A 19,947-nucleotide genomic window follows, 5' to 3' on the forward strand; every position below is an offset into this window, starting at 1 on the left:
GCGGTGTGACGTGGAGTGAGACGCATGGATCGATCCTCGTTTTTTGTGTGCGGTCTTGAGTGCCGCGTTGTTGTGGAGGCAGTGTCGAAAGGCGACGGGCTATTAGCGCGTGGAACGCTGGCAGTGGTCTTGCCCGTGGCTGCCAGCGCCCTTGCATGTCGCCGCCATCACAGGCTCGCGGTGGTCTCCGGCAGGGTGGCGCCGCCGTCGACCACCAGGGTCTGGCCGGTGATGTAGCGGGCCGCGTCGGAGGCCAGGAACAGCATCGCCGCGGCGATATCGGCCGGCTCGCCCAGCCGCCCCAAGGGCACGCTGGCGGCGATCCGGGCGTTCACGGCGGTATCGCCGAGGTTGTCCATGGCCGGGGTGCGCACCATCCCCGGCTCCACGCCGTTGACCCGTACATTGAATTGCGCCAGCTCCAACGCGGCGTTGCGGATGAAACCGTTGACCCCGGCCTTGGACGCGGCGTAATGGCTCAGGCCCGGATAGGCCACCCGCGGGCCGGTCACCGAGGAGGTGGCCAGCACGCAGCCGCCTCCTTGGTGGCGGAACAGTGGCAGGGCGCCCTGGGTGAGCCAGAACAACGCCTCCAGGTTCACCGCCAGGGTGCGTTGCAGCAGCGCCGGGTCAATCCTGGCGAACGCGGTGAGCGGGAAATACGCGGCGTTGTGCACCAGCACATCCAGGTGTTCCAGCTTGGCCAGCAAGGTGCCGATCGCAGCAGGGTCGGCCAGGTCCAGCGTTTCCCCGCGCACGTCGTGACCCAGGGCCCGTTGTGCCTCCATCAGGCGCTCAAATGCTGGCGAATCGAGATCCACGGCCAGCACCTGGGCACCGCCCCGGGCGAAACCTTCGACGATGGCCTGGCCAATCCCGCCCGCCGCGCCGGTGACCAGCACCGTGCGCCCCTCGAAGTCGTAGGGCGTGTTCATGCCGACGGCTCCAGGTGGGTGAAGGCCAGGGTCGGCAGGTCGACCACGGTCGAACCGCCGTCGGCGGCGATCACCGCGCCGGTGACGATGCTGGCCTCGGTGCCGACCAGGAACTGGCACACGGCGGCTATTTCATCACTGCTGGCCGGGCGGCGCAGCGGTACGTCGGCGGTGACCCGGCGGTAGGCAGCGTCGAGGTCTTCCTGATAGTGATCCATCAGTAACTGCATCTCCTGGTCCGCCATGGGCGTGCGCACCCAGCCCGGGCAGACGCAGTTGACCCGCACGCCGAATGGTCCGTAGTCGCGGGCCAGTGAGCGGGTCAGGCCGACCAGCGCATGCTTGGCGGTGGTGTAGCCGCACACCTCGGGCCCGGCGCCCAGCGCGGCGATGGAGCCCAGCAGCACCAGGCTGCCACGCCGCTCGCGCAGCAACGGCAGGCACGCCCGGGCGGTGTGGAAGGCGCTGTCGAGGTTGCTACGCAGAGCCTCGCGCCAGGCGCTGTCGCAGGTCTGCTCGACCGCGCCCAGGCCATGGCCGCCGGCGCAGGCAATCACCGCGTCGAGGCCGCCGAAGCGCGCGCGTACCTGCTCGATGAACCCCACCCAGTTGGCACTGTCCGCGGCATCGCCGGCCAGCACCAGGCCATCGCACTGCTGCGCGACGCGCTCCAGCGTTTCACGACGGCGGCCCACCAGCGCCACCTGCCAGCCCTGGCGGGCCAGGCGCAAAACACAGGCTTCACCGATGCCGCTGCCGGCCCCGGTGACCAGCACGCTGCGGTTCACTGCGCATGCTCCGTGCGGTTGAGCACCCGGCAATGGGATGACACCGGGAAGTTGGTCAGCGCATCGAAGCCGCCGCCCTGGTAGCCGAAGATCTTGCCGTCGCTGCGGTGCCGCGCCAGGTCGATCATCACCAGGCCCAGGGTGGGCACGATCTTCTCGCACCAGACGAACAGGTACAGCTGCTCGGCGATCTTGTAGTAGTACGCCCGGTCGGTGTCGCACAGGCCTTGCTCGACACCCTTCAGGCATTGCCAGCTGTAGTAGTCGGCATTCAGGTAGACGTGCTCGTATTCCTCGGTGGGGCTGTAGCGGTAGTGGTTGCGCAGGCCCACCAGTTCGGTGGTCGGCGCGTGGGGGCAGGCGCCGGCCTGCCAGGGGCGGTCGAGGCTGCCGTGCAGGAAGCGGGCTTCGACGCCGGTCAACGTCTCGCCGGCCAGGGCCAGTGCGTACAGGCCGCGCTGGGTGCGCGCCTGATCGGGCAAGCGGCCGAGCACGGCGGTGAAGGCCTGGTTGTGGCTGTCGAGCACCAGCGACACCGACCAGGCCTGACCGGCCTCGTACTTGATGAAATCGACCAGGTAGATGCCGGGGCGCATCGAAGTGGCTCGGTAGCCGGCGCTGCCGCTGCTGTGGCCGTCTGCCGCATGCCAGTGCAGGCGCTCGCTGTCGAAGCGATGCTCGATGATCCAGCCATTGGCGAAGTGCAGGGTGAGCGTGCGCCCGGCCAGGTCGGCCAGTTGCGGGAGGATGAAGGCCTCGGGTGCGAAGCCCTCGGCGAGGGCGCCCACGGTGATCCAGTCGGCTGGGTTCGGCATGCTGTTGACTCCTGTGTTGGGATGCCGACAGCGTGCCGCGCCGTTTCGCACGGGGGTATCAACCGGAAGGTTGGGTCACAGGTAGAGGGCCGCCACCAGTTCGGTGCGGTTGCGCACGCCGACCTTGCGGAACAGGTTGATCAGGTGGGTTTTCACCGTCGGCAGGCCGACGCCCAGGGCGCGCGCAAGCAGTTTGTTGCTGGTGCCCAAGCGCAGCAGTTCGGCGATCTGCCGTTCGCGTGGGGTGAGTTCGACGTGCCCGTGGCCGGTGCTCAGCGGCTGGCTGGCCACGGCTAGCTGCATCAGCCCGTGCAGGGGCAGCAGGCGTTCAAGCTCGTCGCGCTGGAACTCACCCAGGCTTGGGCTGCGCAGCAGCGAGACGCCGGCCACGGGGCGGCCATCCGCCTGGGCGATGATCTCCACCACGTCCACCACCTGGTGCTGCGCAAGGAAGCGGCGGTAGGTCCGGCCCTGTGCTTCGGGCAAGCAGGCCAGGCCCTGGCGCAACGACACCACGGGCCGGCCGATGGCCAGGCAGCGCCCGGGCTGTAACGGGTCGAACGCCCGGTAGTGCGCAAGGTAGCGGGCGTGCATTGGCGCCTGCAGGTCCTGCAGCAGGAAATCGCAGGCCTGCTGCCCGGCATCGATACGGTAGAACGCCGCCAGCGACGCCGGTACCTGCTGACTGAAGGCCTGCAGGCAGTAGCGGCCCAGGTCGTGGTTGGCGCCGGCCATGGTCAGTAGCGGATCATCACCGACTTAAGCTCGGTGAAGTCGTCGATGAAGGCCGAGCCGAATTCGCGGCCGATACCGGAAGCCTTGATGCCGCCGAACGGCACCGCCGGGTCGAGCAGGGTGTGCATGTTGACCCACAGGGTGCCGGCCTGGATCTGCGGGATCAGGCGCATGGCCTTGCCCAGGTCGTTGCTCCACAGGCTCGCGCTCAGGCCGTAGGGCGAGGCGTTGATCAGCTGCAGCAACTCGTCCTCGTCGTCATAGGGCAGGAAGGTCGCCACCGGGCCGAAGGTTTCCTGGTTGAGCAGGGTATCGTCCGCGCTGTTGGCGAGGATCACGGTAGGCTCGACGAAGCAGCCCGGGCCTTCGCCAAGGCGCCCGCCATGAACGATGCGGTTGCCTTCGGCACGGGCGGTGGCGAACAGCTCACCGAGCCTCTGTTGATGCGGCTTGTTGGCCACAGGACCGAACTGAGTGGTTTCGTCCAGCGGGGAGCCGATCTTCAGTCGGCCCAGGCGCTGGGACAGTGCGTCGAGCAATGGGTCAAGGCGTGAGCGATGCACGTAGAAACGCTCGCCGGCGGCGCAGATCTGCCCGGAGTGCAGGAAACCGGCCTCGATGATGCCGTCCAGCGCCTTGTCGAGGTCGACATCGGGCAGGAACGCCACGGCGTTCTTGCCGCCCAGCTCCAGGGTCGCCCGCGTCAGCCTGGCGCCCATTGCCGCCTGGCCGACGGCGATGCCGGTGGGCACGGAGCCGGTGAACGACACCTTGTCGGTGCCGGGGTGTTCGACCAGCGCCTTGCCCACCTGGCCACCGCCGGTCAGCACGTTGAGGGCGCCCGGTGGCAGGCCGGCCTCGCTGGCCAGTTCGGCGATGCGCAGCAGGGTCAGCGGGGTGAACTCGCTGGGCTTGAGCACGATGCTGCAGCCGGTGGTCAGGGCCGAGGCCAGCTTCCACAGGGCGATCATGGTGGCGAAGTTCCATGGCACGATGCCCACCACCACGCCCACCGGCTCGCGCAGGGTAAAGGCGCTGTAGCGCTCGCCGGCGAAGGAGGGCAGCGACGGGGTGATGGTCTGGCCGGTGATCTTGGTGGCCCAGCCGGCGTAGTAGCGCAGGAAGTGCGCGGCCTGCTCCACCTCGAAGGCGCGGGCGATGCCGATCAGCTTGCCCGATTGCAGGGTTTCCAGCTGGGCCAGTTCCTCGCGGTTGGCCTCCAGCAGGTCGGCCAGACGCAGCAGCACCGCGGCGCGGGCGGCGGGGCGGGTGCGCGACCAGCTGGCAAAGCCCTGGCGGGACGATTCGACGGCGTGCTCGACATCGGCCGGGTTGGCATTGGCGACCTGGGCGATGGCTTCGCCGTTGGCCGGGTTGTGCACGGTGATGCGGGCGCTGGATTGGCTGGCGACCGTTTTGCCGTGGATGTACAGGCCGTGGTCACGGGCGAGGAAGGCGCTGACGCTGGGGAGGAGGGGGATATCGCTCATGGCAGGACTCCGGGTGGGTTGCCGAGGACTTCGTGGCAGTGGACTGCCCCGCGATGGGCCGCAGCGGCCCGATTTGCGCAGGTTAAAGCGCGGCAAACGGGCGTTCTTGTCTGCCCATGCCAGCCACCATGACTCAGCCTGCCAACCCCATGAAAAGTGCAATCCGAGGTGCGGAAGTTGCATTTTCGGCCTCGACCACGGCTCCCATACTGACCCGGCATTCATCAGCGAGTCGCGCATTTCAGGCAGCGCTCGCCAGGGTCCAATAACAATGAGCCAGACCATGAAAAAGCCAAATTCCCTGCTTGAAGACCTCAAATCCCTGTTGCCGGCCATCGCCGCCCGCGCCGACCAGGCCGAGCAAAAGCGCAGCGTGCCCGCCGAGAACATCGCCGCGCTCAAGGCCATCGGCCTGCACAAGGCTTTCCTGCCCAGGCATTACGGCGGCCTGGAGATCAGCCTGCCGCAGTTCGCCGAATGCATCGCCGCGCTGGCCGGCGCCTGTGCCAGCACTGCCTGGGCGATGAGCCTGCTGTGCACCCACAGCCACCAGTTGGCGATGTTCCCGGCACGCCTGCAGGACGAGATCTGGGGCCACGATCCGGACGCCACCGCCAGTAGCAGCATCGCCCCGTTCGGGCGTACCGAAGAGGTCGAGGGCGGCGTGCTGTTCAGTGGCGAGATGGGCTGGAGCAGCGGCTGCGATCATGCCGAGTGGGCGATCATGGGCTTTCGCCGGACCAACCCCGAAGGCGGCCAGGACTACTGCTTCGCCGTGCTGCCGCGCAGCGACTACCAGATCCGCGACGACTGGTTCGCCGCCGGCATGCGCGCCAGTGGCAGCCGCACGCTGATCGTCGAGCGCGCCTTCGTGCCCGAGCACCGCATCCAGAAGGCCAGGGACATGATGGAGGGCCACTCGGCGGGCTTCGGGCTGTATCCGGACAGCGCGATCTACTTCAACCCGTACCGGCCGTATTTTGCCAGCGGCTTCTCCACGGTCAGCCTGGGCATCGCCGAACGCATGCTCGAGGCGTTCAAGGACAAGACCCGCCACCGCGTGCGCGCCTACACCGGCGCCGCCGTCGGCGCAGCCACCCCGGCGCTGATGCGCCTGGCCGAGTCCACCCATCAGGTCGCTGCGGCGCGCGCGCTGCTGGAAAAGAGCTGGGAGCAGATCGCCGAATACAGCGCCCGCCGCCAGTACCCGACGCGCACGGAGCTGGCCTACTGGCGTACCAACCAGGGCTATGCGGTCAAGCTGTGCATCCAGGCCGTGGATCGGCTGATGGAGGCGGCCGGCGGTGGCGCCTGGTTTGACGGCAACGAGCTGCAGCGGCTGTTCCGCGATGCGCACATGACCGGGGCGCACGCCTATACCGACTATGACGTCTGCGCGCAGATCCTGGGGCGCGAGCTGATGGGGCTGGAGCCGGATCCGGCGATGACCTGAGCTTCAACCGATGAACATGGCTGGAGCAATGTGAGAGCGCCCCAGCCAGACCAATAACAATGATGGAGCCTTGCATGTCCATTCCCTTCGATAGCCGCGCCTTCCGCCGCGCCCTGGGCAACTTCGCCACCGGCGTTACCGTGATCACTGCCAGCGACCCCTCGGGGCGCAAGGTCGGGGTCACCGCCAACAGCTTCAACTCGGTATCCCTCGAACCGCCGCTGGTGCTCTGGAGCATCGACAAGCGCTCCAGCAGCCATGCGGTGTTCGAGGCTGCCGGGCACTTTGCCGTGAATGTGCTGGCGGCCGACCAGGTCGACCTGTCCAACACCTTCGCCCGCCCCAGCGAAGACCGCTTCGCCGGTATCGAGCACGAGACCGGCGAAGGTGGCGCGCCCTTGCTGCCAGGCTGCGCGGCGCGCTTTCGCTGCGAGAAGTTCCAGCAGATCGACGGCGGTGATCACTGGATTCTCATTGGCCGGGTACTAGCCTTCGACGACCTAGGGGGGGCGCCGCTGCTCTATCACCAAGGCGCCTATTCCAGGGTCCTGCCGCATGAGCTGATGGATCGCTGCGCGCAGGGGTAACTGCGTCGAGGTGTTCGACGCCAGTGTTGCAGTGCCTGTGAAATCGAGCGCCGCGCGGGCGGCGCTCGATCTCAAGAGCGCTGCAAGGCTATCGTCTGGCACCTGGCAACACGGATCAAGATCGGCGGCAGACAGTGGCAAGACCTGCCTGGGTGGAGGCCGCAAAGTGACGGGGAAGACCCGGCGCACGCCAGCACTTGCGGCGCGCCGGGTAAGCGGTCATCTTTCTCTCGTCCACCCAGGGCCCACCCATGACATCCAATAATAAGCTCACCGAGCACTTGAACCGTGGCAGCGTCGGCTTCCCCACCGCGCTGGCAAGCACCGTCGGCCTGATCATGGCCAGCCCGGTGATCCTCACCGCGACCATGGGCTTCGGCATCGGCGGCAGCGCCTTCGCCGTGGCCATGCTGATCGCCGCAGTGATGATGCTGGCGCAATCGACCACCTTCGCCGAGGCGGCGGCGATCCTGCCCACCACCGGCTCTGTCTATGACTACATCAACTGCGGCATGGGCCGCTTTTTCGCCATCACCGGTACCCTGTCGGCGTACCTGATCGTGCATGTGTTCGCCGGCACCGCCGAGACCATCCTGTCCGGGGTCATGGCCCTGGTGAACTTCGAGCACCTCAATACCCTGGCCGAGTCGGCCGGCGGCTCCTGGCTGCTGGGGGTGGCCTTCGTGCTGGTGTTCGGCGTGCTCAACGCCTTTGGCGTGAGCGCTTTCGGCCGCGCCGAGGTGGTGCTGACCTTCGGCATGTGGACCACGCTGATGGTATTCGGCGTGCTCGGCCTGATCGCCGCGCCCGCCGTCGAGCTGGAAGGGCCATTCGGCGTGTCGCTGGTCGGCACCGACCTGATGACCATCCTGTCGTTGGTGGGCATGGCCATGTTCATGTTCGTCGGTTGCGAGTTCGTCACTCCCCTGGCCCCGGAGTTGCGCCGTTCGGCCTGGGTGATGCCCAAGGCCATGGCGCTGGGGTTGTTCGGCGTGGCCAGTTGCATGTTCATCTACGGCGCGGCGATGAAGCGCCAGGTGGAGAACGTGGTGCTCGATGCGGCAAGCGGCGTGCACCTGCTGGACACCCCCATGGCCATCCCGCGTTTCGCCGAGCAGGTGATGGGCGATATCGGCCCGGTGTGGCTGGGCATCGGCTTCCTGTTCGCCGGCGCGGCCACCATCAACACGCTGATGGCCGGGGTGCCGCGGATTCTCTACGGCATGGCGGTGGATGGGGCGTTGCCCAAGGTGTTCACCTACCTGCACCCGCGCTTCAAGACCCCGCTGCTGTGCATCCTGGTGGTGGCGCTGATCCCCTGCCTGCATGCCTGGTACCTGGGTGGCAACACCGACAACATCCTGCACCTGGTGCTGGCGGCGGTATGTGCATGGAGCACCGCGTACCTGCTGGTGACCCTGTCGGTGGTGATCCTGCGCATCCGTCGCCCGGACCTGCCGCGGGCCTATCGCTCGCCGCTGTTCCCGCTGCCGCAGATCGTCTCCAGCATCGGCATCCTGCTGGGGATGTGGTTCATCACCCCGCCGGGCATGAACCCGGCCGATGTCTATGTGCCGTTCGCCGTGATGCTTGGCGCCACCGCCGTCTACGCGCTGTTCTGGACCCTGTGCGTGCAGAAGGTCAACCCGTTCCGGCCGGCCAGGGTCGAGGATGTGCTGGAGAAGGAGTTCGCCGCCGAGCCCGGTCAGCCTCATAGCGATCAGGTGCGCCATGTCGGCAAGCTGGCTTGAGCGCCTGAGCGGGCCACGCGCTCCGGCCGGGTATCGGCCTGGGGCGACCCTGGCGCGTTTGGGGCGCAACCTCGGAATACCGGATTTGCAATCCGCAGCATCCTTTACCTACCGCGAGGATGGTCCGCGTATCGAGGTGCGTGAGCGCACCGAAAGCCACCTGCTGATGCACCTGGTCATGTGCGAGTTCATCCTGCGCGTGCCAGCCAGTGGCCAGGGCACGCTGCGCGCCGAACTGCACCACACCGGCATGCTGCGGCGCAGCGGGCTGGGCTGCCGCCTGCGCGGCGGTGACCGGCTATTGTTCGAAGCGCTCGAGGCGCGCCTTGCAACGCTGCAGGCCACCCTGATGCCCCTGGACTTCAAGCGCCTGGCCATCGACTGCAGTAACGGCCAGTGGCAGGTGACCCTGGAGCACATGGGCGCCAGCGAAGTGGTCAACCGGATGCCCGCCTTGCGTCGCTATATCCCCCTCACAACCGAACAGCGCCACCATCTCTGGCTGGCGTTCGACGGGTTGGCGTACGCCCTGCGCGACCTCTGAATCCTGTAGGAGCGGCTTTAGCCGCGATCACCCGCAAAGCGGGTGCCAGGCACCGCGACACCTGCATCGCGACTGAAGCCGGTCCTACAAGAGATGACAGTTGTACGTTCATTGATAACATGTTAACAATTACTCCATAACAACAACCGTTGCTGTGGAGGTCGCCATGCCCATGCCCCAGCCCGCTTCAGTTCACAGCGCAAGCCCGCCCCAGGACGGCCTGGAGCGCTGGACGACGGCCATGCAGAAAGTCTGCGGCCAGTTCCAGACCGAACTTGCCTTCAACCGCTCGCTGTTCATCGGCGAGATATCGACCTACAACCGCGCCGGCCTGGCCCTGGCCAATCTGCGCACCAATGCCGGCAATATCCGCCGCCTGGGCGACAACCCCGACCGCGACGACGACCAGCATTGCTTTCTGGTCAGCCAGCGCATGGGCTACTCGCAGATCACCCAGGGCGGCGCGAGTATCCAGCTTTCGCCAGGCGAGCTGCTGTTGATGGATTCGGTGGGCCCGTGCGAGATCACTCCGTTCGGCCTGATCGAGCATGTTTCGCTGTCACTGTCCCGCGAGCAGGTGCGCAAGCATCTTGCGAAGCAGGGCGCGACCTTCGGCAAGATCTCCTCGACCAACGCCTGCGGGCGCATGCTGCACCTGCTGATGGACCAGCTGTGCCGTGAAGGCGACGAGGCCGGGGCAACCCAGGGTGAGGCGCTGCAGGCGGCGTTCATCGCTCTGCTGGAGCCGGGCTTCGAGCGCGGTGATGACAACCCCGGCTCGGTGGCCGGGCTCGGCGGCGTCAGCCTGCGGGGCTATGTGCAAAAGGTCATCGACGAGTCGCTGGGCCAGCCCGGGTTGACCCCGGCAAACCTGGCCGAGCGCCTGAGCATTTCGGTGCGCCATCTGTACCGGTTGTTCGAGGAGGAGGGTGACAGCGTGTGCCGTTACATCCAGCGCTCGCGGCTCAAGCGCAGCGCCGATGATCTGTCCAACCCGTTCCTCAAGCGCGAGTCGATCACCTCGATCGCCTACAAGTGGGGGTTCACCGATTCGGCGCATTTCAGCCGGGCATTCAAGAAGCAGTTCGAGCAGTCGCCGAAGGATTTCCGAGCGATGGCGTTGATGGCGGGGCGCTAAAGCATCGCCGGCTTGTCCTTGCGACAAACCGCGTGGAAAGGGCCGCAAAGCGGCCCCAAGGATTTATCACGCTAGCGCAAGGTAATGCTTCACAAATGTCTCGCTCAACACTTCCCACAGCACCGGTGTGCCCTTGGTCACGAACCACGCATCACCCGCTTTGTAGCGTGTCACCTGCCCGGTGGATTCATCGGTCAGCTGGATCTCGCCGGTCACGATCACCGCCTGCTCGCTGAACGGATAGACCATGCGGAACTTGCCTTGGGTGGTGCCGAAGTAGGCACTGCTGACCGGGTCGGTCGGGGCGCCGTGGGTCATCTTGCCGTAGCACTTTACCTCGCCTTCGAGGATGGTCGAGCCGAGGTCGGCAACGGTGCCCCAGGCGTCGAGTTCGGACAGCTGCACACCCTGGCGGACGGCGGTGAGGGTCATGGTGGTTCTCCTGGTTTTTGTTCAAAAGGAATCAACGGCGGCCGTTGAAGAAGCCCGACAGCTGATGCACGGTCTTGCCGGCGGTCAGCAGCAGTGGGCGGATATGGTCCTTGCCGAGGATGCGCGCGTGCTTGACCGAACTGATCAGGTCATAGCGGGCCGAGCCTTCGCTCATGCCCTCGGCGAGGATCTTGCAGATGATGTGGCTGGGGGTGACGCCAAAGCCCGAGTAGCCCTGCACGTAGAAGGCGTTGGGGCGGTTGCTCAGGGTGCCGATCTGCGGGAACAGGTTGGCGCTGGTGGCCATCGGCCCGCCCCAGGCCAGGTCGATGCGCACGTCCTTGAGGTAGGGGAAGATCTTCAGCATCAGGTTGCGGTTCCAGGCCTTGAGGTCCTTGGGAATATGCTCCACGAACGGCGTGGCGGCACCGAACAGCAGGCGGTTCTCGCGGGTGACGCGGTAGTAGTCGATCACCGGGCGGATATCGCTGTAGGCGCCGCGGATCGGGCTGATGCGCTGTATGAGCTCGTCCGATAGTGGCTCGGTCATCAACTGGAAGGCATAGGTGTTGACGGTGCGCGCATGCAGTTCGGGTTCGAGCTTGTTGAGGAAGCTGTCGCAGGCCCACAGCAGCTTGCTGGCCTTGACCGAACCGCGCCCGGTGCGCACGGTGATGCGCTCGCCGTAGTGCACTTCCAGGGCCGGGCTGTGCTCGAAGATCCGGGCACCATGGCCGACCAGGGCCTGGGCCTCGCCAAGCAGCAGGTTTAGTGAGTGCACGTGGCCGCCGCCCATGTGCAGCAGGGCGCTGCTGTAGGCGTCGGAGCCGATGATCTGCCTGACCTCCGAGCCACCGAGGAAGCGGATCTCGTCCTTGCCGTTGATGGCCTTGAAGTCCTTCTCCCAGGCGCGCAGGGTCTTTTCCTGGCGGGCGTTGAAGCCCATGTAGCCGTAGCCGTGGCAGAAGTCGGCGTCGATCTGGTAGCGGGCGATGCGCGCCTTGATGATGCTGGCGCCCAGCTCGCTGATCTCGAAGATCTCGCGCAGGCCTTGGTCGCCCACGCTGCTCTTGATCTTCTCCAGGTCGTGGCCGATGCCGGCCATGATCTGCCCGCCGTTGCGCCCGGTGCCGCCGAAGCCCAGGTAGCGGGCCTCGAGCACGACGACATTGGTGATACCTTGCTCGGCCAGTTCCAGGGCGGTGTTGATGCCCGAGAAGCCGCCGCCGATCACCACGACATCGGCTTCGATGTCGCTTTCCAGGGTGGGGAAGCTGAGGTTGTACTTCTTGGTGGCGGTGTAGTACGTCGGCGTTTCGATGTTGATCATGGCGCAGCCTGGACAGTTGGAATTGTTGGACAGCACGGCTTGCACAAGCGCTGGCGGTTGCAAGTATTGAGCACCTAACGACAGGTAGGTGTCTTGCCTGGGACTGCCAGGGTTTTGCTTCAGGCTGCCACGTTGTCCATCGCGTCCAACACCGTAGGCATACGGCGGCAGCATGACCTCCACGGGAGAAGTGGTGATCATGCGCCTCATGAATATGTTAAGTAAATCAACCTCTGTGGCTAACGCCAGTCAGTTTAGCGATAGGGGCCGCTTTGCGGCCCATCGCCGGCAAGCCGGCTCCCACAGATACAGCGCAGGCCTTACTAATTGCGCGGTCCCTGTGGGAGCCGGCTTGCCGGCGATAGGCTGCGTAGCAGCCCCTGTGACGCTTATTACTTGAAATCCCACTGCATCTGCGTGGCGATGCTCACACCGCTGGACGACCTGACACAGACGTCCAGGTAGTCAGTGAAGCGTGGCGGCATGGCAATGCCTTCTTCCAGCAGGCGGCTGTTGTCGAACAGGTAGTTGAGGTCGGCGAAGCCGCTGTACAGGCGCAAGGCACGCAGCACCAGCCGTGGGTTGGCCGGGCCGATGCGGGTCTCGAAATCGCCGGCCAGCGATTTCAGGTCGTCTACCTCGACCTTGCGATAGCGCTCGCCCACCGGCTCCGCGCCATTGGCCAAGGCGAAGGCCTGGTCGATCTCTGCGAAGGTGCAGGCTGAATGATGGCCGGCGGAGATATGGTAGAGGTCATGGCTCAGGCGTGGCTTGAGCGCCAGGCCGATCAACGCCTCGGCGCAGTAGTCCACCGGGATCACGTCGATCTGCTCGTCCAGACCGCAGGTGAAGCTCTCCAGGGCGAAGCCCATGCGGAACACCCAGAAGATGCTCCCCGAGGCCTGGCAGCCGAGGCTGCGGTGGCCGACCACGATGGATGGCCGCGCCACCACCAGCGGCAGGCTGGGCAGCTCTTCACGCATGCGCCGTTCGATCTCCGCCTTCGAGGCGGTGTAGTCCACCAGTTGCTGCGCGGCCTCGGGGAACTCCCACGATTCGCTGATCGGTGACTCGCGCTGCGGGCCGCAGCACATGGCGGTGCCGACGTGGAGGAAACGCTTGAGACGGCTGGAGCGGCTCAGTACCTGGGCAAAGGCGTAGGTGCCCTCGACGTTTACCGGCCAGATATTGGGGTTCTTCGAGAACGAGGCCACGGCGGCGCAATTGATCACTCGGTCGAGCTGCATCAGACGCGGCGTCTCGCGAGCCAGCCAAGTGGTGTCGAGGAAGTCGCCGCAGAGGATCTGCGCTTCGCTCAGGGCCTGGCCCTGGCTGTCGTCGACACCGTGCTGGCGCAGGTTGTCGCGCAGGCGTTGCAGGCCCTGCGCCGGGTTATCGGCGCGAACGAGGAAGCACAGGGCCTCGGCATGCCCTTCGGCGATCATCTGGGCGGCGACGGCGCCACCGAGAAAACCTGTGGCACCGGTCAGCAGAATACGCTCCTGGGCTGGACACGGGAGGGTGGGCGTATGAATGGCGGGGGTGTTCATAGGTTTCCTCGGCAAGTAATTTGCCACTTTTTCATTCTTTGGAATGGGTGTGAAAGTTGCGTGAAAAGTTTGCTCGTGCGACTAATTCAAGTCCGGAGCTATTGGTTTTTTGATAAGCATGGCGCGAGCCGATATCACGTCGGAAAGCGCGTCGTATGGGAATCATGGCCTTGCACCGCGCAGGCAGATAGCGGCGAAGAGCAGGGCGGCGAGACATTGTCTGGCGGACCGATGGTTATTTCAATTAACTGTTGGCGCAGTTATGCAGGTTTTTGGTGAAACAATTTTAATGGGCTATGAGCAGATGTAAGCAGCTATATCAAATATGTAAATATATTTAAATTTGCACGCGGTTAATTGTTGGTATCACTTCAATTGTCCGGGCACTTCCCAGATCCCTCCATCACCGATGACATAGACCCGCTGACCCGTTCCCGGCTGCAGCGTCATCGCGCCGGTGAAGCTGCCGAACGACGGCAACAAGGTCAGGTGCTCGCCGACCAGGAAACAGGGCAGGCGCACCTGTTGGCGGCCACGGCCGCGCAGGCGATACGCCGGATGCACATGGCCCGCCAGTACATGCCGCTGCGGGTGCGCGCAGGGCTCGTGGTGCAGGGCGAACGGGCCGAGCGGCAGCGGCTCGGCCACCACCTCGATGCCCAGCCCGGCCGGCGGATCACCGGCCTGTCGGTCATGGTTGCCACGCACCAGGGTGATGGGCAGCGCCGCATGGCGGGCGCGCCACTCGGCAAGCGCTGCCAGGGTTCGCGGGGTCCTGCCTTTGGCGCTGTGCAGGAAGTCGCCGAGAAATACCAGGTGCTGGCAGGCAAAGCGCTGCAGCAGGGCATCCAGGCGTTGCAGGTTGCAGGCGGTGGTGCCACTGGGCACCGGCTGGCCCAGTGCCCGGTAGCCGGCGGCCTTGCCCAGATGCAGGTCGGCGATCAGCAGGGTCCGCCGCTCTGGCCACCACAGGGCTTTTTCCGCCAGCAGGCAGAGCTCGGTGCCGGCCACCTTTACGCTGATGTGCGAAGGAAGGGTGCTGGCCATGGCCTCAGGACCGCTGCCTGGCCGGGCGTGGCCGGCCGTCCTTGCTGCGCCTGGCCTTGTGCGCGCGGTCAGGTTCACGCGTGTCATCCTCGACCATCAGCGTGGTCAACGCCGCAGGCTCCTGTGCCCCGGCACCTGCGGCCTGCTCCAGGTCGCTGACCATGCGCCGGATCCGGTCGGCGAGTTTTTCCGAGCTGAGGCTCTCGCGAAAGCGCTCGACCATCAGCGGAAAGGCGAACGGTGTGGCGCGCCTGATGCTTCGCAGTTGCAGCGGCAGAGGCTGCAAGCGCTGCAGGGTCTGGCGCAGGCGTTGCACATCCAGTTCCTGGCTCAGCACCTCCTGGCGGGCCTGGGTCAGTAGCAGGTTTTCCGGGTCGTGCTGCCTGAACACATCGAAGTACAGCCCGCTGGAGGCCTGCAACTGGCGCGCGCTCTTCGGCGCACCGGGGTAGCCGGTGAACACCAGTCCGGCGATCCGGGCGATCTCGCGAAAGCGCCGGCGCGCCAGCTCGCCGGCATTGAGGCTGGCAAGCACCTCGGGTAGCAAGTCATGGCTGTCGAACAGCGCCGGGGTCAGGGCGCCAGCATAGTCGATGGCGCTGGCGCACAGCAGCTCCAGGCCGTAGTCGTTGACCGCGATGGAGAAACTCAGCGGTGTATCCCGGGCCAGGCGCCAAGCCAGCAGGCTAGCCAGGCCCAGGTGCACCGAGCGTCCGGCGAAGGGGTAGAGAAACAAGTGCCAGCCTTCGCGGGACTGCAGGGTCTCGGCCAGCAGGACGTTTTTGCCGGGTAGCGCCGACCAGGCTTTCTGTACCTCCAGCAACGGGCGCAGCAGGCGCATTTCCGGGCCTTGGAAGACACCCTGGTCCGCCGCGTCCAGTTCGGCCAGCATCGCCTCGGCCAGTTCGCCCGAGAGCGGCATGCGCCCGCCGTTCCAGCGCGGGATGGCGGCCTTGCGGTCGCTGGCGCGGCGCACGTAGACAGTCATTTCGCGCACCTCTACCAGCTCCAGGGTGCGGCCGGCGAACAGGAAATGGTCGCCTGGGCGCAGGCGGGCAATGAAGCTTTCCTCGATGCTGCCCAGCGATCCGCTGCCGCCGCGCGCCCAGAACTTCACGGTCAGGCTGGCATCGCTGACCAGGGTACCGATGCTCATGCGGTGACGCCGTGCCAGGCGTGCATCGGGCACCCGCCAGCGGCCTTCTGCGTCCGGCTCGGCGCGGCGGAAATCGGGGTAGGCCGTGAGCGAGAGACCGCCGTGGCGGATGAACGCCAGGGCCCATGCCCATTGCGTGTCGCTCAGGTCGCGGTACGACCAGGCGCTGCGCACTTCGGCGAGCATGTCCTGGGCCTCAAAGCCATCGCCGAGGGCCATGCTCACCAGGTGCTGGACCAGCACATCCAGTGGCCGCTCGGGGGCCTGGCGCGCCTCGACCTTGCCCTGGGCCACCGCCCTGCGTGCGGCTGCCGCCTCCAGCAGTTCCAGGCTGTGGGTCGGCACCAGCGTGGCGCGCGAGGGCCGACCGGGGGCGTGGCCGGAGCGCCCGGCGCGCTGCATCAGGCGCGCCACTCCTTTGGCCGAGCCGACCTGTAGCACGCGCTCCACGGGCAGGAAGTCGACCCCCAGGTCCAGGCTGGACGTACAGACCACCGCCTTCAACTGGCCTTTCTTCAAGGCCAGCTCCACCCAGTCGCGCACCTCACGCGACAGCGAACCATGGTGCAGTGCCAACAGCCCAGCCCAATCGGGCCGCGCCTGCAACAGCGCCTGGTACCAGGTCTCCGCCTGCGAGCGGGTGTTGGTGAACACCAGCGTGGTGGCGCTGCCTTGCAATTGCTCGACGACCTGCCCGAGCATGCGCAGGCCCAAGTGCCCGGCCCAGGGAAAGCGTTCGATGGCGGGCGGCAGCAGGGTGTCGATACGCAGGTCCTTGGCGTCGTGCCCCTGCACCAGGCGGCCCGCCGGCATCAGCACTTGCCGCGCGTGATCCAGGTTGCCCAGCGTGGCCGAAAGCGCCCAGACCAGCAGCGACGGCTGCCAGCAGCGCAGGCGGGCGAGGGCCAGTTGCAACTGCACGCCCCGTTTGTTGCCGAGCAACTCGTGCCATTCATCCACCACCAGCATGCGCAGGCCGGCGAACGCCTCGCGTGCATTGGCCTGGGTCAGCAGCAGCGTCAGGCTTTCCGGTGTGGTGATCAGGACGCTGGGCAGGCGCCGTGCCTGGCGGGCGCGTTCGGCGCTGCCGGTGTCGCCGGTGCGCAGGCCGATGCTCCAGCCGATCCCCAGGTCGTCCAGGGGGGCCTGCAGCGCCCTGGCTGTGTCGGCAGCCAGGGCTCGCATGGGGGTGACCCACAGCAGGGTCAGCGGCGCCATGGCGGGCTTGGCGCGACGTGCCGGCATGGGCTGGGAGGCATACTGCCCGGCGAAGCGATCCAGCGCGGCGAACCACACGGCATAGGTCTTGCCGGCGCCGGTGGCGGCGTGCAGCAGCCCCGATTCGCCGTCGGCCACGGCTTGCCAGACGGCCTTCTGGAAGGTGAACGGCTTCCAGCTGCGCTCGGCGAACCAGCGGCTGGAAGGCTGGCGGCGCTTGACCATCACAGCAGCCCCTGCAAGGTGGCCAGCGTGTCAGCCTGTTCGATGGTCTTGTCGGTGCGCCAGCGCAGCATGCGTGGGAAACGCACCGCGATGCCGCTCTTGTGGCGCTTGGACAGGGCGATGCCTTCGAAACCCAGTTCGAACACCAGGGTCGGGGTGACGCTGCGTACCGGGCCGAACTTGTCCACCGTGGTCCTGCGCACGATGGCGTCGACCTTGCGCATCTCTTCGTCGGTGAGACCGGAGTAGGCCTTGGCGAAGGGCACCAGCACCCGCTCGCCCGGGGCACTGTCGTCCCATACCGCGAAGGTGTAATCGCTGTACAGGCTGGCGCGCCGGCCATGGCCGCGCTGGGCATAGATCAACACCGCGTCGATGCTGAACGGGTCGATCTTCCATTTCCACCACAGGCCCAGGTCGCGGGTGCGGCCCACGCCATACAACGAGTCACGGCGCTTGAGCATCATGCCCTCGACGCCCAGCTGGCGCGAGGCCTCGCGCTGGCGGGCGAGTGCCTGCCAGTCGTCGCCGGCCACGCGCGGCGACAGGCGCAAATGCGCATCGCCGATGCTATCGACCAGCGCCTCGAGCTGCTCCCGACGCTGTTCCTGGCTGCGGCTGCGCCAGTCTTCGCCTTGCCACTCCAGCAGGTCATAGGCCAGCAGCGCGGCGGGCAACTCGTCCAGCAGCTTCTTGCCCAAGGTCTTGCGCCCGATGCGTTGCTGCAGCAGGGCGAACGGCTGGACGCCGAACGGGGAGTCGCCATTGTCGGCAGGTGCTTTCCAGATCACCAGCTCGCCATCGAGCACGGTGCCATCGGGCAGCGCGGCGGCCAGGCGGGCGAGTTCGGGGAAGCGCTCGGTGATCAGCTCCTCGCCCCGCGACCACAGCCAGGCACGCCCATCCCGTTTCACCAGTTGGGCGCGGATGCCGTCCCACTTCCATTCCACCAGCCACTGCTGGGGCGGGCCGAGCACCGCGTCGAAACGCTCGAGCGGCTCCTGCAGCGGGTGGGCGAGGAAGAACGGGTAGGGCTGACCGCCGCGCTGGGCATGTTCCTCGGCCGACTCCTGGGCGACCAACGCCAGGTAGCGCTGGGGCGTCGGCTGGTGCGCAAGGTCGGTGTAGCCGACCATGCGCTGCGCGACACGCTTGGCGTCGACCCCGGCCAGCGCGGCCAGGGCGCGGGTCACCAGCAGTTTCGAGACACCGACGCGAAAACCACCGGTGAGCAGCTTGAGGCTGACCATCAGGCTTTGCCGGTCGAGCCGCGTCCACAGCGCCTGCAAGCGCGGCGCGAGTTCCTCGGGGGGCAGGCCGCGCAGCGGCAGCAGTTGCTCCAGCCACCACTGCAAACTTTCATCCGCGACCTGGGTGGACTCTGGCAGCAACAGCGAAAGGGTTTCGGCGAAGTCGCCGACGGCCTGGTAGCTCTCCTCGAACAACCACTCGGGCAGGTCGCACAGGCGGATCGCCAGGTCGCGCAGCACACGGGTCGGCACCACCTGGCGGGGGCGCCCGCCAGCGAGGAAGTACACCGCCCAGGCGGCATCGGCAGGTGGTGCGGCAGCCAGGTAGTCCTGCAGCGCGGCGAGCTTGGCATTGCTCGAGGTAGTGGCATCGAGCCGGGCGTAGAGTTCGGCGAAGGCTCTCATCAGTTGGTCGGCTCCAGGCTGTCGTCTTCCTCGCCGTACTCGGTCTGGAAGGCTCGGGCATCCAGGCCCCGTTCGGTCAGGTAGCGAACCAGCACGTTGACCTGGCCGTGGGTCACCATCACCCGTTCGGCGCCGCTCTGCTCGATGGCCCAGAGTAGGCCGGGCCAGTCGGCGTGGTCGGAGAGCACGAAGCCCCGGTCAACGCCGCGCCGACGGCGCGCCCCGCGCAGCAGCATCCAGCCGCTGGCGAAGGCGTCGCTGTAGTCGCCGAAACGGCGCATCCAGGTACTGCCGCCCGCCGAGGGTGGGGCGAGGACCAGCGCCCGCTGCAGCAAGGGATCGCCCTTGGCGGTCGCCGTGGCGGGCAGGGTTTCGGGCAGGCGCACACCGGCGGCGCGATAGACCCGGTTCAGCGGCTCCACCGCGCCATGCACCAGCACCGGGCCGATGCTGGCGTCGATGCCGTGGAGAATCCGCTGGGCCTTGCCGAAGGCGTAGGCGAACAGCACGCTCGGCCGCCCGGCGGCGGCATTGGCGCGCCACCAGGCGTCGATGTCGGCGAAAACGCAGGCCTGGGGTTGCCAACGGTAGATCGGCAGGCCGAAGGTCGATTCGCTGATGAAGGTGTGGCAACGCACCGGTTCGAAGGCTTCGCAGGTGCCGTCCGGCTCGACCTTGTAGTCGCCTGAGGCGACCCACACCTCGCCGCGGTATGCCAGGCGCACCTGGGCCGAACCGAGCACGTGGCCGGCGGGGTGAAAGCTCAGGGTCACGCCGTGGTGCGCAAGCGGCGTGCCGTAGGGCAGGGTCTGCAGGTCGATGTCCTCGCCCAGGCGGGCGCGCAGTATCCCGGCGCCGGGCGTCGCGGCGAGGTAGTGGCGATTGCCGCGCCGGGCATGGTCACCGTGAGCGTGGGTGATCACTGCCCGATCGACCGGCCGCCAGGGGTCGATGTAGAAATCACCGGGTGGGCAGTACAGCCCTTCGGGGCGCGCGACGATCAGCTCCATGGCTCACCTTGGCCTGGGGGTTAACAGCTCAGAGCATCGGCAGGCGCGCCAGGTTCATTGTTCCTGTCAGTGGGGTAATGGGCCGGCG

General features: G+C 66.7%; 16 protein-coding genes and 1 pseudogene. 5 read left to right on the plus strand and 12 right to left on the minus strand.

Going from position 1 to position 19,947, the window contains the following annotated elements; translation table 11 throughout:
- Positions 1-167: 167 nt before the first annotated feature.
- From LOY42_RS12110 to LOY42_RS12130, 5 genes are all read right to left on the minus strand, one after another.
- Complete coding sequence (locus LOY42_RS12110; protein WP_139671226.1) at positions 168-935, minus strand: SDR family oxidoreductase; 768 nt, start codon at positions 933-935, stop codon at positions 168-170.
- Positions 932-1,723 carry an SDR family NAD(P)-dependent oxidoreductase gene (locus tag LOY42_RS12115; RefSeq protein ID WP_258600789.1) on the minus strand — a complete coding sequence of 264 codons (792 nt, stop codon included), beginning with the start codon at positions 1,721-1,723 and terminating at the stop codon, positions 932-934. The genes LOY42_RS12110 and LOY42_RS12115 overlap by 4 nt, the downstream gene beginning before the upstream one ends.
- On the minus strand, positions 1,720-2,538 hold the full coding sequence (locus tag LOY42_RS12120) for a molybdenum cofactor biosynthesis F family protein (protein WP_258600791.1): 819 nt from the start codon (positions 2,536-2,538) through the stop codon (positions 1,720-1,722). The genes LOY42_RS12115 and LOY42_RS12120 overlap by 4 nt, the downstream gene beginning before the upstream one ends.
- A gap of 75 nt (positions 2,539-2,613) precedes the next feature.
- A complete protein-coding gene (locus LOY42_RS12125; RefSeq protein WP_139671220.1) occupies positions 2,614-3,273 on the minus strand; it encodes a helix-turn-helix transcriptional regulator in 660 nt (219 codons plus the stop codon).
- A 2-nt stretch (positions 3,274-3,275) separates the two neighbouring features.
- Positions 3,276-4,763 carry an aldehyde dehydrogenase family protein gene (locus tag LOY42_RS12130; RefSeq protein ID WP_139671217.1) on the minus strand — a complete coding sequence of 496 codons (1,488 nt, stop codon included), beginning with the start codon at positions 4,761-4,763 and terminating at the stop codon, positions 3,276-3,278.
- A 283-nt stretch (positions 4,764-5,046) separates the two neighbouring features.
- Between LOY42_RS12130 and LOY42_RS12135 the strand changes: the two genes are divergently transcribed.
- The 5 genes and pseudogenes from LOY42_RS12135 (at position 5,047) to feaR (ending at position 10,236) form a co-directional block, all read left to right on the plus strand.
- Positions 5,047-6,216, plus strand: coding sequence for a p-hydroxyphenylacetate 3-hydroxylase oxygenase component (locus tag LOY42_RS12135; RefSeq protein ID WP_139671214.1), 1,170 nt, complete (start codon positions 5,047-5,049; stop codon positions 6,214-6,216).
- A 74-nt stretch (positions 6,217-6,290) separates the two neighbouring features.
- Positions 6,291-6,800, plus strand: a pseudogene (locus tag LOY42_RS12140) (flavin reductase family protein); the annotation flags it as partial.
- A 254-nt stretch (positions 6,801-7,054) separates the two neighbouring features.
- Positions 7,055-8,554, plus strand: a complete 1,500-nt coding sequence (locus LOY42_RS12145) for an APC family permease (RefSeq protein ID WP_258600794.1) — start codon at positions 7,055-7,057, stop codon at positions 8,552-8,554.
- The gene (locus LOY42_RS12150) at positions 8,535-9,098 is read left to right on the plus strand and encodes a DUF3156 family protein (protein WP_258600796.1); all 564 of its coding nucleotides are present in this window, start codon (positions 8,535-8,537) and stop codon (positions 9,096-9,098) included. Before LOY42_RS12145 ends, LOY42_RS12150 begins: the two co-directional genes overlap by 20 nt.
- A gap of 172 nt (positions 9,099-9,270) precedes the next feature.
- Positions 9,271-10,236 carry a transcriptional regulator FeaR gene (gene feaR, locus LOY42_RS12155; RefSeq protein ID WP_139671387.1) on the plus strand — a complete coding sequence of 322 codons (966 nt, stop codon included), beginning with the start codon at positions 9,271-9,273 and terminating at the stop codon, positions 10,234-10,236.
- Between the two features lie 66 nt (positions 10,237-10,302).
- Here feaR and LOY42_RS12160 read toward each other — a convergent pair whose 3' ends face one another.
- The 7 genes from LOY42_RS12160 to LOY42_RS12190 all read right to left on the minus strand — a co-directional run bounded on the left by LOY42_RS12160 (position 10,303) and on the right by LOY42_RS12190 (position 19,859).
- Positions 10,303-10,668, minus strand: coding sequence for a cupin domain-containing protein (locus LOY42_RS12160; RefSeq protein WP_023631207.1), 366 nt, complete (start codon positions 10,666-10,668; stop codon positions 10,303-10,305).
- 31 nt (positions 10,669-10,699) lie between these two features.
- Positions 10,700-11,998, minus strand: a complete 1,299-nt coding sequence (locus LOY42_RS12165; RefSeq protein WP_139671202.1) for an FAD-binding oxidoreductase — start codon at positions 11,996-11,998, stop codon at positions 10,700-10,702.
- Positions 11,999-12,390: 392 nt separating this feature from the next.
- Positions 12,391-13,548, minus strand: coding sequence for a cationic peptide resistance protein CprA (gene cprA / locus LOY42_RS12170; protein WP_139671196.1), 1,158 nt, complete (start codon positions 13,546-13,548; stop codon positions 12,391-12,393).
- A gap of 366 nt (positions 13,549-13,914) precedes the next feature.
- Complete coding sequence (pdeM, locus tag LOY42_RS12175; RefSeq protein WP_102685247.1) at positions 13,915-14,595, minus strand: ligase-associated DNA damage response endonuclease PdeM; 681 nt, start codon at positions 14,593-14,595, stop codon at positions 13,915-13,917.
- A gap of 4 nt (positions 14,596-14,599) precedes the next feature.
- The gene (locus tag LOY42_RS12180) at positions 14,600-17,194 is read right to left on the minus strand and encodes a ligase-associated DNA damage response DEXH box helicase (RefSeq protein ID WP_139671192.1); all 2,595 of its coding nucleotides are present in this window, start codon (positions 17,192-17,194) and stop codon (positions 14,600-14,602) included.
- Positions 17,194-18,849, minus strand: coding sequence for an ATP-dependent DNA ligase (locus LOY42_RS12185; protein WP_258600801.1), 1,656 nt, complete (start codon positions 18,847-18,849; stop codon positions 17,194-17,196). The genes LOY42_RS12180 and LOY42_RS12185 overlap by 1 nt, the downstream gene beginning before the upstream one ends.
- The gene (locus LOY42_RS12190) at positions 18,849-19,859 is read right to left on the minus strand and encodes a ligase-associated DNA damage response exonuclease (protein ID WP_139671186.1); all 1,011 of its coding nucleotides are present in this window, start codon (positions 19,857-19,859) and stop codon (positions 18,849-18,851) included. The genes LOY42_RS12185 and LOY42_RS12190 overlap by 1 nt, the downstream gene beginning before the upstream one ends.
- Positions 19,860-19,947 lie beyond the last annotated feature (88 nt).

The organism is Pseudomonas sp. B21-023 (assembly GCF_024749165.1).
Taxonomy (GTDB): Bacteria; Pseudomonadota; Gammaproteobacteria; order Pseudomonadales; family Pseudomonadaceae; genus Aquipseudomonas.

Bases quoted from the DNA above. Each gene is read 5' to 3' on its own strand.
- LOY42_RS12180 (WP_139671192.1), bottom strand. From the start codon at position 17,194: ATGGTCAAGCGCCGCCAGCCTTCCAGCCGCTGGTTCGCCGAGCGCAGC.
- feaR (WP_139671387.1), top strand. From the start codon at position 9,271: ATGCCCCAGCCCGCTTCAGTTCACAGCGCAAGCCCGCCCCAGGACGGC.
- LOY42_RS12160 (WP_023631207.1), bottom strand. From the start codon at position 10,668: ATGACCCTCACCGCCGTCCGCCAGGGTGTGCAGCTGTCCGAACTCGAC.
- LOY42_RS12190 (WP_139671186.1), bottom strand. From the start codon at position 19,859: ATGGAGCTGATCGTCGCGCGCCCCGAAGGGCTGTACTGCCCACCCGGT.
- cprA (WP_139671196.1), bottom strand. From the start codon at position 13,548: ATGAACACCCCCGCCATTCATACGCCCACCCTCCCGTGTCCAGCCCAG.
- LOY42_RS12130 (WP_139671217.1), bottom strand. From the start codon at position 4,763: ATGAGCGATATCCCCCTCCTCCCCAGCGTCAGCGCCTTCCTCGCCCGT.
- LOY42_RS12125 (WP_139671220.1), bottom strand. From the start codon at position 3,273: ATGGCCGGCGCCAACCACGACCTGGGCCGCTACTGCCTGCAGGCCTTC.
- pdeM (WP_102685247.1), bottom strand. From the start codon at position 14,595: ATGGCCAGCACCCTTCCTTCGCACATCAGCGTAAAGGTGGCCGGCACC.
- LOY42_RS12110 (WP_139671226.1), bottom strand. From the start codon at position 935: ATGAACACGCCCTACGACTTCGAGGGGCGCACGGTGCTGGTCACCGGC.
- LOY42_RS12165 (WP_139671202.1), bottom strand. From the start codon at position 11,998: ATGATCAACATCGAAACGCCGACGTACTACACCGCCACCAAGAAGTAC.
- LOY42_RS12185 (WP_258600801.1), bottom strand. From the start codon at position 18,849: ATGAGAGCCTTCGCCGAACTCTACGCCCGGCTCGATGCCACTACCTCG.
- LOY42_RS12120 (WP_258600791.1), bottom strand. From the start codon at position 2,538: ATGCCGAACCCAGCCGACTGGATCACCGTGGGCGCCCTCGCCGAGGGC.
- LOY42_RS12150 (WP_258600796.1), top strand. From the start codon at position 8,535: ATGTCGGCAAGCTGGCTTGAGCGCCTGAGCGGGCCACGCGCTCCGGCC.
- LOY42_RS12135 (WP_139671214.1), top strand. From the start codon at position 5,047: ATGAAAAAGCCAAATTCCCTGCTTGAAGACCTCAAATCCCTGTTGCCG.
- LOY42_RS12145 (WP_258600794.1), top strand. From the start codon at position 7,055: ATGACATCCAATAATAAGCTCACCGAGCACTTGAACCGTGGCAGCGTC.